A 14,624-nucleotide genomic window follows, 5' to 3' on the forward strand; every position below is an offset into this window, starting at 1 on the left:
GTCGGGGCAGGTCAGGAACTGCCGAACTCCTTCTCGATGACGTCGAGAATCTCGTCCGGTGTCGCCGCGTCCAGCTGGTCGGCGAAGGCAGTGCCGTCGTCGAAGGCGGTGTCGTCATCGGCGAAAGCCGTACCGTCATCGGAGCCCGACAGGGCCAGCAGGCTCATCAGGCGGTCGGTGACGCGCTGTCGGGCGTCACCGCCGAGGGCCGCTCCGGTCAGTGCCTGCTCGATCCGTGCGAGGTCCGCGAGGATCGGTGCGGCGCTGCTGTCGCCCGCCGGGCCGGCGGCGGTGTCCTGGCCGAGCCGGGAGTCCACGTACCGGCTGAGTTCCTCGACGGTCGGGTGGTCGAAGACGAGGGTGGCGGGCAGGCGCAGGCCGATCGCGCCGCTGAGTCGGTTGCGCAGCTCGACCGCCATCAGCGAGTCGAAGCCGAGCGCCTTGAACTGCTTGTCCACGTCGACCTGTTGGCCTGGACCGTAGCCGAGCACCCCGCTCACGTGCCCGCGTACGACGTCGAGGACGACGCGCCGGCGTTCGGTTTCGTCCAGGCTCGTCACGCGTGCCGCGAGTCCCTCGGTGGTGCTCGCGGACCCGCCGCCGGGCCGGGGGCGCGGTGCTGCGTCACCGACCAGGGGGCGCAGCACCGCCGGGACGTCCGCCGGGCCGCGTCGCCGCAGGCCGGGGAGGTCGAGCAGGGCGGGGACGACCGTGGCGCGGTCGGCCCCCAGGGCCGCGTCGAAGAGGGCGAGCCCTTCCTCGCCGGACATCCGGGCGAGGCCGAGGGCGGCGAGCCGGTCCCGGTCCACTCGGGACAGTCCTTCGGTGAGGCCGCCGTCGGAGCCCCACCAGCCCCAGGCCAGGGCGACGGCGGGCAGCCCCTGGGCCCGCCGGTCGTGTGCGAGGGCGTCCAGGAGGACGTTGGCGGCGGCGTAGCCCGCCTGGCCCGGGCTGCCGACCACTCCGGCGAAGGACGAGAACAGGACGAACGCCGACAGGTCGAGGTGTGCCGTCAGTTCGTGCAGGTGCAGTGCCGCGTCGGCCTTGGGCCGCATAACACCGGCCAGCCGGTCCGCAGTCAGCGTCTCGACCACACCGTCGTCAAGCACAGCGGCACTGTGCACCACACCCGTGAGCGGGCGGTCATCCGGGATCGACGACAACAAAGCCGCCACCGCCTCACGGTCACCCACATCACACGCCTCGACACGGACACGCGCACCCGCCGCCTCAAGCTCCCCGACCAGGCCACCCACACCCTCAGCCGCCGCACCGCGCCGCGAGACCAACAACAGATCCCGGACCCCGTACACAGCGACAAGCCGACGCGCCACCAACGCACCCAGACCACTCGTGCCACCCGTCACAAGCACCGTGCCACCCGAACCGAACACCACCGGACGGTCAGCCCCCGGAACAACCCCGAGCCGCACAAGACCAGGAACAAACGGCACCCCGCCCCGCACCGCAACCTGAGGCTCCGCCGTACCCAGCGCCGTACGCACCGCGGCCTCCTCCGCAACCCCATCAAGACCCCCCTCCACATCCACCAGCACCAACCGCCCCGGATGCTCCGCCTGCGCCGAACGCACCAGACCCCACACCGAAGCCGCCCCCAGACCCCGGACACGCTCACCGGCAACCACACCCACAGCACCCCGCGTCACCACCACCAACCGCCCATCAGCAAACCGCTCATCCGCCAGGAACTCCTGAACAGCCTTGAGTGCGTGGACTGTTGTCGCCTCAACGGCGTCGTCGGGGCCGGGGGCCCCGGCGCGCCACAGCAGCACGTCGGAGGTGGTCCCTTCCGCGTCGGGGGCGCCCCACTCGGCCCAGTCGGGGACGGGCGACGGGGAGCCGCCGCGTACCGCAGTCCACTCCACGGTGAACAGCGCGTCCCGTGCCGCCTCGGACTCCGAGCGCAGCTGTTCCCGTTCCACCGGGCGGGTGACCAGCCGGTCCACGGCGAGCACAGGCGTGCCCGTCTCGTCCACCACCCTGACGGACAGGTCACCGTCCGCCGAGGGCGCGAAGGCCGCCCGCAGCACACCGGACGCGCCCGCGCCGGACACCTCGACCCCGGACCATACGAACGGCAGGCGCACCTCGTCGGCGGCCGGGTCGATCGACGGGTGGAAGACGGCGTCCAGCAGGGCGGGGTGCACCCCGAATCCGGCGGTCGGGACGTCCGGCGCGGCGGGCGGCGCGATCTCGGCGTAGATCTCCGCGCCGCGCCGCCAGACGGCCCGCACGCCCTGGAAGGCCGGGCCGTAGGCGTAACCCTGGTCGGCCAGCCGGTCGTACAGGTCGCTCACATCGGTCTTCTCTGCGTCGCGCGGCGGCCATGCGGCCAGGTCGGCGGCGGCGAACGGCCCTTCGGCGGCGGTCAGGACGCCGGTGGCGTGCAGGGCCCAGGTCTCGTCGCCGAGCAGCCCGCCGCCGGTGTCCGTACCCTCGGCGTCGGGGCAGGAGTGCACGGTGACCGCGCGTCGGCCGCTCTCGTCGGGGCCGGCCACCGCTATCTGGAGGCGTACGCCCGCCGTCTCGCCCAGCACCAGCGGTTTGCGCAGGGCCAGTTCCTCCAGGCGTCCGCACCCGAGTCGGCCACCGGCCTGGAGGGCCAGTTCGACGAGGACCGCGCCGGGCAGCACGGGGAGTCCGAAGACCGCGTGGTCGGCGAGCCACGGCTGTTCCGCCAGGGAGAGCCTGCCGGTCCACACCGCGCCCCGGTCGTCCGGCAGGGTCACCACCGCGCCCAGCAGGGGGTGTTCGGCGGCCAGCAGACCCAGGCCCGTCACATCGCCACGCCGGGACGGGGGCGCGTCCAGCCAGTAGCGCTCCCGCTGGAACGCGTATGTCGGCAGGTCGACGATGCGGCCGCCGGTTCCGGCGAACACCGCGTCCCAGTCGACGGGCAGACCGCGGACGTGTCCTTCGGCGAGGGAGGTCAGGAACCGCTGCCGGTCGCCCTCGTCGCGGCGCAGGGTGCCCAGGGCCACGGCGGAGGAACCGGTGTCCTCGAAGATCTCCTCCAGGCCCACGGTGAGGACCGGGCGGGCGCTCGACTCGATGAAGATCCCGAATCCGTCCGCCAGCAGGGCGCGTACGGCCGCGTCGAACCGGACCTCCTGGCGCAGGTTCGTGTACCAGTACGCGGCATCGAGGCCGGAGGTGTCGAACAGACCGCCGGTGACCGTCGAGTAGAACGGGACCGCGCCGCGTCGCGGTGTGATGTCCGCGAGGTCGGTGAGGATCTGCTCGCGGATGGTCTCCACCTGAGCGGAGTGCGAGGCGTAGTCCACCGGGATGCGCCGTGCCCGTACGCCGTCGGCCTCACAGGCGGTCAACAGCTCGCCCAGGGCGTCCGGTTCACCGGAGACGACGGTGGTTCCGGGGCCGTTGACGGACGCGACGGAGATCCGCCCGTCCCAGCGGACGAGCCGCTCGCGGACCTCGTCGGCGGGCAGCGGGACGGACACCATGCCGCCCCGGCCCGACAGCGTCGCGGCGATGGCCCGGGCCCGCAGCGCGAGCACCTTGGCGGCGTCCTCCAGGGACAGTGCGCCGGACACGACGGCTGCGGCTATCTCCCCCTGGCTGTGTCCGACGACCGCGGCGGGCCGCACTCCCACCGACTCCCACAGGGCCGCGAGGGACACCATGACGGCCCACAGCGCGCACTGCACGACCACGACGTCGTCCAGTGACGGGGCGCCCTCGTCGCCGCGCACGGCATCGGTGACGGACCAGCCGACGTACGGGCGGAGCGCGGCGTCGCACGCGGCGAGCCGGGCGGCGAACACGGGTGAGCTGTCGAGGAGTCCGGCCGCCATGCCGGGCCACTGCGAGCCCTGGCCGGGGAAGACGAACACGGTCCTGCCCGGCTCCTCGGGGGCGGTGCCGGTGATCACTCCGGGGGCGGGCAGCCCGTCGGCCAGGGCGGTGAGGGCCGCGAGGGCGGCGGTGCGGTCCGCGGCGAGCACGACGCCCCGGTGTTCGAGATGGGCGCGGGTCGTGGCAAGGGAGATGCCGATGTCGGGCGCCCGCAGGGCGATGTCGGCCTCCGTGAAGGCGGCGAGCCGTTCGGCCTGGGCGCGGAGGGCGGCCTCGGTGCGGCCGGAGAGGGTCCAGGGCAGCGGGGCGGCCGGGCCGGTGCCGGCAGTGGCGTCGAGCCGCTCCTCCTCCGGGGCCTCCGTGGGGACCTGGCCCTCCTCGGGGGCCTCTTCGAGGATCACGTGCGCGTTGGTTCCACTGATGCCGAAGGAGGAGACGCCCGCCCTGCGGGGGCGGCCGCCGGTGGTCCACGGGGTCGGCTCGGTGAGCAGTTCGACCGCGCCGGCGCTCCAGTCGACGTGCGGGGACGGTTCGTCCGCGTGCAGGGTGGGCGGCAGCACCCCGTGCCGCATGGCCTGCACCATCTTGACCACGCCCGCCACGCCCGCGGCGGCCTGGGCGTGCCCGATGTTGGACTTGACGGAGCCGAGCCGCAGCGGCCGGTCGGCGGGACGGTCCTGGCCGTAGGTGGCCAGGAGCGCCTGTGCCTCGATGGGGTCGCCGAGGGTGGTGCCGGTGCCGTGGGCCTCGACGGCATCGACGTCGGCGGACGACAGCCCGGCGCCGGCCAGGGCGGTCCGGATCACCTGCTGCTGGGCGGGGCCGTTGGGCGCGGTGAGGCCGTTGCTCGCGCCGTCCTGGTTGACGGCGCTGCCCCGGATCACGGCGAGGACCTGATGGCCGTTGCGGCGGGCGTCGGAGAGCCGTTCCACCAGCAGCACGCCGACGCCCTCGGACCAGCCCGCGCCGTCCGCCGCCGCCGAGAAGGCCTTGCAGCGGCCGTCCGGGGCCATGCCCCGCTGCCTGCTGAACTCGACGAACAACCAGGGCGTCGCCATGACCGCCACCCCGCCCGCGAGTGCCAGGGAGCACTCACCCGAGCGCAGTGCCTGCACGGCCAGGTGCAGAGCGACCAGCGAGGAGGAGCAGGCCGTGTCGACGGTGACGGCGGGACCTTCGAGGCCGAAGGTGTAGGCGACGCGGCCGGAGGCGACGCTGCCCTGGGTGCTGGTGACCGCGTAGCCCTCCAGGCCCTCGGGGGTCTCGGATTCGGCCCCGTAGTCGTGGTGCATGACCCCGGTGAACACGCCCGTGGGGCTGCCCTTCAGCGTCCTCGGGTCGATCCCGGACCGTTCCACCGCCTCCCAGGAGGTCTCCAGGAGCAGCCTCTGCTGCGGGTCCATCGCCAGCGCCTCGCGCGGCGAGATCCCGAAGAAGCCCGCGTCGAAGTCGCCCGCCTCGTGCAGGAATCCGCCCTCGCGTGCGTACGTCTTGCCGGTCGCCGCGGGGTCCGGGTCGTAGAGGTCCCGGTCCCAGCCCCGGTCGGTGGGGAAGAAGGACACCGCGTCGCCGCCCTGCTCGACGAGGCGCCACAGGTCCTCCGGGGAGGCGACACCGCCGGGATAGCGGCAGGCCATGCCGACGATCGCGATCGGTTCGGCGGTGTCCGCCGCAGTCCGCTCCGCCGTGGGGGCCGCGGTCGCCACGCCGAGGACCTCGGTCCGCAGGTATTCGGCGAGCAGCGCGGGGGTGGGGCGGTCGAAGACGAGTGTGGCGGGCAGCCGCTGTCCGGTGGCCGCGTTGAGGCGGTTGCGCAGTTCGACGGCGGTGAGCGAGTCGAAGCCGAGTTCCTGGAACGGGCGGGACGCGGCGACCGCCGCAGCGTCGGCGTGGCCGAGGACGGTCGCGACCTGCGCGCGGACGAGGTCGAGGAGCGTGCGGCGCTGTTCGTCCTCGCCGAGGCGGGACAGCTGCCGGGCGAGGCCGGTGCCGCCCATGGCGTCGGCGGGGGCCGCGGTCCTGCGAGCCGGGGTCCGCACGAGGCCGCGGAAGAGGGGCCGCAGCATTCCGGCGGCGGCCTCGGTGCGCAGCGTGGCCATGTCCAGGCGTACGGGAACCAGATGGGCGTCGTCCCGGGTGACCGCTTCGTCGAGCAGGGCCAGGCCCAGGTCGGCGGGCAGCGGCTGGATTCCGGCACGCCGCATCCAGGCCAGGTCGTCGTCGGCGAGGTGGCCGAGCATGTCCCCGGAGTCGGCCCACAGGCCCCAGGCCAGAGCATGGGCGGGCAGTCCGTGGGCGCGGCGGTGCTGGGCGAGGGCGTCCAGGAAGGCGTTGGCGGCCGCGTAGTTGGCCTGTCCCGGGTTGCCGAAGGTGCCCGCGACCGAGGAGAACAGGACGAACGCCGACAGGTCGAGGTCGCGGGTCAGCTCGTGCAGGTTGAGCGCGGCGTCGACCTTCGGGCGCAGCACCGGCAACAGGCGTTCGGGGGTCAGGGAGGTCAGTAGTCCGTCGTCGAGGACTCCGGCGGCGTGGATCACACCGGTCAGCGGGCGGTCGGCCGGGACGGTGTCGAGCAGGGCGGCCAGTGCCCGGCGGTCGGCCGCGTCGCACGCGGCGATGCGCACGTGCTCGGCTCCCGCCTCGGTGAGCGCCGCGACGAGTGCGTCCGCTCCCGGTGCGTCCTTGCCGCGTCGGCTGGTCAGCAGCAGGTTCCGTACGCCGTGCTCGGTGACCAGGTGGCGGGCGAGCAGGCTTCCGAGGGCTCCGGTGCCGCCGGTGATCAGGACGGTGCCGTGCGGGCCGAACGGTGTCCGGGTGGTGTCCGGCCGGTCCGCCGCCCGGCTCAGGCGCGGTGTCAGGGCCGTGCCCTCACGCACGGCGATCTGCGGTTCCTGCGCGGCGACCGCCGCCGCGACCGCTGCGGGCAGGGCGTCGTCGGAGGCGTCGAGGCCGTCGGTGTCCACCAGGACGAAGCGGCCGGGGTGCTCCGACTGGGCCGAGCGCAGCAGGCCCCACACCGGGGCGTGCGCCAGGTCCGCGGGGTCCTCGCCGGGGCCTGCGCAGAGGGCTTTCCGGGTGACGACGGCGAGCAGGGAGTCGGCGGTGCGCTCGTCGGCGAGCCAGTCCCGGGCGAGGGCCAGCGCCTCGGTGGTCGCCGTATGCGCGGCGGCGGCGAGCGGGGCGTCCGCGTCGGCCGGGGCGAGCGGGGCGATGACGACCGGCGGCAGGTCGCCGTCCCCGGCCAGGGCCGCCAGGCCGAGGGCGTGGCGGGCCGTGTCGGACCATCCGGCCTCCGGCGTGCCGAGCACCGCGAAGCCGCCCGGGTCAGGCGTGGTGTCGCCGACGGGCAGGGCGGTCCACTCGGTGCGGAACAGCGCGTTGCGCGTGACGTCCCCCGTGGCCGCCGCGAGCCGCCCGCCCGTGACCTCGCGCAGCGTCAGGGACGCGACCGAGGCGACCGGCGCGCCGGAGGCGTCGGCGACGGCCACGGCCACCGTGTCCTCGCCGACCGGGGACACCCGTACGCGTACGGTGTCGGCGCCGGTGGCGTACAGGGTGACGCCGCTCCAGGCGAACGGCAGCCGCAGCCGGGCGTCGGCCGCGTCGATGCCGTCCAGCAGCGCGGGGTGCAGCGCGGCGTCGAGCAGGGCCGGGTGGATACCGAACTCGCCTGCCGCCGAGGCCTGTTCCTCGGGCAGGGCGATCTCTGCGCAGATGTCGTCACCGACGCGCCAGGCGGCCCGCAGGCCCTGGAAGGCGGGGCCGTAGCCGTAGCCCGCTCCGCCCGCCCGCTCGTAGAAGGAGTCGACGTCGATCCGGTCGGCGCCCGGCGGGGGCCAGGCGTCCTGCCCGGCGGGGGCCGTCGCGTCCGGCAGGCCCAGCAGGCCGGTGGCGTGCAGGGTCCACGGCTCGTCGAGGGCGTCGTCCTGGTCCGTGCCGGGCCTCGCGTACACCGCCACCTGGCTGCGCCCGTCGACGTCGGGGCGTGTGACGGCCACCTGCACCTGGGAGCTACCGCGTGACGGCAGCAACAGGGGTGCCTGGAGCGTGAGTTCCTCGATCCGCTCGCAGCCCACCGCGTCCCCCGCCCGCAGGGCGAGCTCCACGAACGCGGTGCCGGGCAGCAGCGGGACGCCGCTCGCCGTGTGGTCGGCGAGCCAGGGGTGGGTGTGCAGGGACAGGCGGCCCGTGAGGAGGACGCCGCCGTCGGACGCGGAGTGCGCGAGCGCTCCCAGCAGTGGGTGGTCCACCGCGCCGAGGCCGAGGCCGGCGGGGTCGCCGGCCCCCGTGCCGGTGGGCTCCAGCCAGTGGCGGGTGCGCTGGAAGGCGTACGTGGGCAGCTCGCCGAGCCGCGCCCCGGTGCCCGCGAAGAGGGCCTTGCGGTCGACGCCGGGCAGACCGCGTACATAGCCCTGGGCGAGGGAGGTGAGGAAGCGGTCGCGGCCGCCCTCGTCACGGCGCAGCGATCCGATCGCGACCGCTTCGGTCTCCGCCTCCTCGGCGGTCGCCTCCACGCCGGTGGTCAGCACGGGGTGCGCGCTGACCTCGACGAAGAACCGGAAGCCGTCGGCGAGCAGCGCCCGTACGGTGTCCTCGAAGTCGACCGGCTGCCTGGCGTTGTCGAACCAGTACGCGGCCGTCAGCTCGGCGTGGTCGCGGCGGGTGGCGGTGACCGTGGAGTAGAAGGGCACGTCACCCCTCATCGGGGTGATGTCGGCGAAGAGGGTGAGGATCTCCTCGCGCAGCGGGTCGACCTGGGCGCAGTGCGAGGCGACGGTCGATCCCACGATCCGCGCCCGTACGTCGTCCTGGTGGCAGGCGGCGACGAACTCCTCCAGGGCCGGGACGTCCCCGGCCACGGTCGAGGCGCGAGGACCGTTGCGCCCGGCGACCGCCAGCCGCCCGTGCCACGGTGCGAGCCGCTGCGCCACATCAGCGGCGGGCAGCGCCACCGAGGCGACCGCGCCGCGGCCCGCCAGCTCACGGGCGAACAGGGCACTGCGGTGCACGACGAGCCGGGCCGCGTCGCGCAGGGACAGCGCCCCGGCGACGTACGCGGCGGCGATCTCGCCCTGGCTGTGGCCCACCACCGCGTCGGGCCGCACACCGGAGGCCCGCCACACGGCGGCCAGTGCCACGTTCACCGCGAACAGCACCGGCTGGAGGATCTCGATGCGCTCGGCGGAGGGGGCGGCCGGGTCCTGGCGCAGGACGTCGGCGACCGACCAGTCCACGAACTCGCCCAGTGCCGCGTCGACTTCGGTGAGCGTGTCCGCGAAGACCGCTGATTGGCCGCGGAGTTCGGCGGCCATCCCGGCCCACTGGGAGCCCTGGCCGGGGAAGACGAACACGGTCCGGCCGCGTACGTCCGCCGTGCCGGAGACGACGCCCGGGGCGGGGAGTCCCTCGGCCAGCGCGGTCAGGCCGCCCAGGCCGGCCGCCCGGTCCGGGACCAGCAGCACGGCGCGGGAGTCGTGTACGGCACGCGACGCGGCCAGCGACCAGCCCACGTCCAGCGGCGACAGCAGGGGCGTCGCCTCGGTGAACTCGCCCAGCCGACGTGCCTGTTCGCGCAGGGCCTGCGGCGAGGAGCCGGAGAGCACCCACGGCACCGGGCTTCCGGCGGCGCCGTCGACGAGTCCCGGGCCGCCGTGCGTGCCCGCCGGCTCCGGCCGCAGGTCGGTGAAGTCCGGATCGCCGCTGCCGGTGGGGGCTTCTTCGAGGATCAGGTGGGCGTTGGTGCCGCTGATACCGAACGACGACACGCCCGCCCGGCGCGGACGCCCGTCCGGGGTCCACGGCTCGGGGGCGGTGAGCAGCTCCATCGAGCCCGCCGACCAGTCGATGTGCGGCGACGGCTCGGCCACGTGCAGGGTGCGGGGCAGCAGACCGTGCCGCATCGCGAGCACCGTTTTGATCACCCCGGCCGCGCCCGCCGCCGCCTGGGTGTGACCGATGTTGGACTTGACGGAGCCGAGCCGCAGCGGCCGGTCGGCGGGGCGGTCCTGGCCGTACGCGGCGAGCAGAGCCTGCGCTTCGATGGGGTCGCCCAGCTTGGTGCCGGTGCCGTGGGCCTCCACCGCGTCGACATCACCGGGTGTCAGGCCCGCGTCGGCCAGGGCGGCGCGGATGACGCGCTGCTGGGCGGGGCCGTGCGGGGCGGTGAGGCCGTTGCTCGCGCCGTCCTGGTTGACGGCGCTGCCCCGGATCACGGCGAGGACCTGATGGCCGTTGCGGCGGGCGTCGGAGAGGCGTTCCACCAGCAGCACGCCGACGCCCTCGGACCAGCCGGTACCGTCGGCGGTCGACGAGAACGCCTTGCAGCGCCCGTCGGGCGACAGCGCGCCCTGGCGGCTGAGCTCCACGAACATGCCCGGTGTCGGCATGACCGTCACACCGCCCGCCAGGGCCATCGAGCACTCCCCCGAGCGCAGTGAGCGCACCGCCCAGTGCAGGGCGACCAGGGAGGAGGAGCAGGCCGTGTCCACGGTGACGGCGGGACCTTCGAGCCCGAGGGTGTACGCGACGCGACCGGAGGCCACGCTGATCGTGCCGCCCGTCAGCCGGTGCCCGTCGACGCCCTCGGCACCGTCCTGAAGGAGGGGCCCGTACTCCTGGTACATCGCGCCGAAGAACACACCCGTCCTGCTGCCGCGCACCGACGCCGGGTCCAGGCCCGCGCGTTCCACGGCCTCCCAGGAGGTCTCCAGGAGCAGCCTCTGCTGCGGGTCCATCGCCAGCGCCTCGCGCGGCGAGATCCCGAAGAAGTCCGGGTCGAAGTCGACGGCGTCACGGAGGAAGCCGCCGTGCCGCACATAGCTGGTACCGCGCCGCTCCGACTGCGGGTCGTACAGCTTCTCCAGGTCCCAGCCGCGGTTGTCCGGGAAGTCACCGATCACGTCCCGCTCGGCGGCGATCAGGTCCCACAGGTCCTCGGGGCTCGTCACGCCGCCGGGGAAGCGGCAGGCCATGGAGACGATCGCGATCGGCTCGTCGTCGGCCGTCGTCCGCACGGGTGCGGCGTCCGCCGCCCGCACGGGCGTCCCGTCACCGCCGCGCAGCCTGCTCTCCAGGTGCGCGGCCGTCGCGGCGGGCGTCGGGTGGTCGAAGAGGGCCGTGGTGGTGAGGTTGACGGCGGTCGCCGTCCGCAGGCGGCCGCGCAGATCGACCATGGCGACGGAGTCGAAGCCGAGGGCCTTGAACGTGCGGTCCATGTCGATGTCGTGGGGCGCGGGGTGGCCGAGGACGGCGGCCACCTCATCGCGTACGACATCCAGGAGGGGCACGTCGTCGGGGAGCCGGCCGCCGGGGGCCGGGGGCCGCTCGCCGGGGGCGGGCGGCTGTATGCCCTGGGTGGAGGCGCGTACGCCGGCGGGGAGCGGTTCGTCGTCCTCGGCCCGCCCGGTGGCGGCGGATGCGGTCTGCGGGGCCGGTGCGGTCACCGCGTCCAGCCAGTGGCCGCGCCGCTGGAACGCGTACGTCGGCAGCCCGTCGGCCCTCGGTCCGGGGCCGGCCAGCGCGGTCCAGTCGATGTCGACGCCGTGGGTCCAGGCCTCGGCGGCCGACAGCAGGAAGCGGTCCCAGCCGCCCTCGCCCCGGCGGAGTGTGCCGACGGCCAGTCCGTGTTCGTCCGCGCCCGCCGCTTCCAGGGTCTCCTCAACCCCGGCGACCAGGACCGGGTGGGGGCTGACCTCGACAAAGCGGGTGTGCCCGTCCGCGACGGCGGCCCGCACGTTCTGCTCGAAGCGCACGGTGCGGCGCAGGTTCTCGTACCAGTAGGCGGCGTCCAGCTCGTGTCCGGTCAGAGTGGTGCCGGTGACGCCCGAGTGGAACGGCACGTGGGCCGCGCCGGGCCGGACACCGGCCAGGGCGGTCAGCACCTCGTCCCGGACCGCCTCGACCTCGGCGCAGTGCGAGGCGTAGTCCACCGGGACCCGGCGGGCCCGTATCCCCTCGGCCTCGCAGTGGGCCGTCAGCTCGTCCAGTGCGGCGGGGGCGCCGGACACCACGGTCGCCGAGGGGCTGTTGACCGCGGCGACGGAGAGCCGGCCGCCGAATCCGTCGATCAGCCGCCCGGCCGCCGCCTCGCCCAGCGCGAGGGCGACCATGCCTCCGCGCCGCGACAGCCCGTCGCGGATCACCGCGCTGCGCAGGGCCACGACGCGCGCCCCGTCCTCCAGGGTCAGGGCTCCGGCGACCACCGCGGCCGCGATCTCGCCCTGCGAGTGCCCCAGCACCGCCGACGGCCGCACGCCCGCCGCACGCCACACCTCGGCGAGGGACACCATGACGGCCCACAGCGCGGGCTGGACCACATCGACGCGGTCCAGCGGGTTGTCGTCGGCCGTGTCGCGGACGACGTCGGTGAGCGACCAGTCGACGTAGGGAGCGAGGGCCTGTTCGCACTGCGCCATCCGCTCGGCGAACACCGTGGAGCCGTCCAGGAGCCGGGCAGCCATGCCCTGCCACTGCGAGCCCTGCCCGGGGAAGATGAAGACCGCTTCGGGCGACGCGTCACCGCGGACGGTGCCGCGGACCACCTGGGCCGCGCCCGTGCCCGCGGCGAGCATCCCGAGTCCGGTGCGCAGGGCACTGGCGTCCTTGCCGACGGCGACGGCACGGTGTTCCAGGGACGCCCGGCCTGTGGCCAACGCGCGGGCTACGGCGGCGGGTTCGGCCTCCGGGTGCCGGTCCGCGTACGTCTCCAGCCGTTCCGCCTGGGCGCGCACCGCCGCCGCGCCACGGGCCGAGAGGGGCCAGGCGTGCGCGCCGCGACCCGGCCTCGGTCCCGGTCCGGCGGCCTTCGGCGGGGCGGGGGCGTCGCCGATGATGACGTGACAGTTGGTGCCGCCGAGGCCGAAGGAGGAGACCCCGGCGAGCAGCCGCCCGTTCTCCCCCTCCCAGGGCTCGTGCTCGGTCTGCACGCTCAGGTTCCACCGGTCGAGGGGGATGTCCGGGTGCGGCTCCTGCTGGTGGAGCGTCGGTACGAGCGCACGGCGGCTGACGCACGAGACGACCTTCAGCAGTCCGGCGATGCCGGCCGCCCCTTCCAGGTGGCCGATGTTGGTCTTCACGGAGCCGACGCGTACGGGGCTGGCGCCGGGGCGCTGCGCACCGAGGGCGCGGCCGAGGGCTTCGGCCTCCAGGGGGTCGCCGACGCGGGTGCCGGTGCCGTGCAGTTCTACGCACTGGACGGCGGAGGGCGCGATACCGGCCGAGGCACACGCCGAATGGATCAGTTCGCTCTGGGCGTCGGCGCTCGGGACGGTCAGTCCGTCACCCCCGCCGTCGTTGTTGACAGCGCTGCCCTCGATCACGGCGAGCACGCGGTCGCCGTCGGCGAGGGCCCGCTCCAGGGGCTTCAGGAGGACGAGGCCGCCGCCCTCGCCGCGCGCGTACCCGTTGGCGCGGGTGTCGAAGGTGTAGCAGCGGCCGTCGGGCGAGAGCGCACCGAAGCGCTCCAGGCGGCTGGTGCTGTCCTCGGAGAGGATGAGGTTGACCCCGCCCGCGAGCACGAGGTCGGACTCGCCGCGCAGCAGGCTCTGTACGCCGAGGTGCACGGCGACGAGCGAGGAGGACTGCCCGCTGTCCACCAGGACGCTGGGCCCGCGCAGGCCCAGGCGGTAGGAGATGCGGTTGGCGATGAAGCTGCGCTGCGTGCCGGTCAGGGTGTGCCGGGTGATCGCGTCGTCGCCGCCGCGGCGCAGGAGGGACGCGTAGTCGTCGTTGATCGCGCCGATGAAGACGCCGGTCCTGGTGGAGCGCAGGGAGTCGGGGGCGACCTGGCCGTTCTCCAGCGCCTCCCAGCTCAGCTCCAGCGCCAGCCGCTGCTGGGGGTCCATCGCGGCCGCTTCGGCGGGCGACACCTCGAAGAAGTCCGCGTCGAAGCCGTCCACCGTATCCAGGTAGCCGCCGGGCAGACCCGACGCGCGGCCGGGCCGCCCGGCGGGAAACTCCCCGAGCCCGGACCGGCCGTTGCTGAGCATTTCCCACAATTCCTCGGGGCTCGCCGCTCCGGGAAACCGGCAGGAGAATCCCACGATCGCAACCCGCGCACCGGAGTCCTGGCCGTTGCGCCCAGAAATACTCGTCCCACTCACGGCGAAACCTTTCCAATAAGCAGCCAGAACAACGTGCACGAACACGACGGGATGGCAGGCCGGAACAGCCTTCGGAAGAACAGGGAAGGCACGCGTCGAATACCACGCACCGAATGTCGCCGTCGGCGCCTGCCAAAAGAGCAGTGAATACCGACGGGAAGCAACAGGGAACACCTTCGGATGAAAATCCGTCAAGGCGTGAAAAAATCGGGCGAACGGCGCATCGCGCCACCGGTGAAGCTCGGGAAAGCAGGGACGCAACTCCAGCCCCGCCAGGGACGCCACCCCAGCCGATGGAGACTCAGGAAGCGCATCTCCAGGGGAGCCACGGGCCAGGGCGGCATCTGCTCCGCACCGCTCTCCGCATCACCACACGCATACCCATTCCCCCGTTGCAATCGATCACGTTCGTCGCGAGGAGAGAGCATCCGGCAGACCTCGCGATAACACGCGACTTCCAGCCGATCCCCTCGGTTACCGGCAAGTATGGCACGGTGCGGTTTCAGCACGGTTTCAGCAGCCGGATCAGCTCGCCCCGGGCAGCGGAAAGGGCAACTCCGGGCGATTATGGGCCGGACAGGAGAGCGATCAGATAGTACGGTCGGTCCGCAATGACCCGCTCGGAACGTCGACGGAAGTGCGTTCCCAGCGAAATCCTCCCGATATCCTCCCGATCCGGGAATCTCA

At 74.1% G+C, this 14,624-nt stretch carries 1 protein-coding gene; it reads right to left on the minus strand.

The features are described from left to right. Positions 1-11 precede the first annotated feature (11 nt). Positions 12-13,877 carry a type I polyketide synthase gene (locus ACZ5WC_RS28960; RefSeq protein ID WP_468543580.1) on the minus strand — a complete coding sequence of 4,622 codons (13,866 nt, stop codon included), beginning with the start codon at positions 13,875-13,877 and terminating at the stop codon, positions 12-14. Between the last annotated feature and the right edge of the window lie 747 nt (positions 13,878-14,624).

Source organism: Streptomyces sp. NPDC033165 (assembly GCF_055577965.1).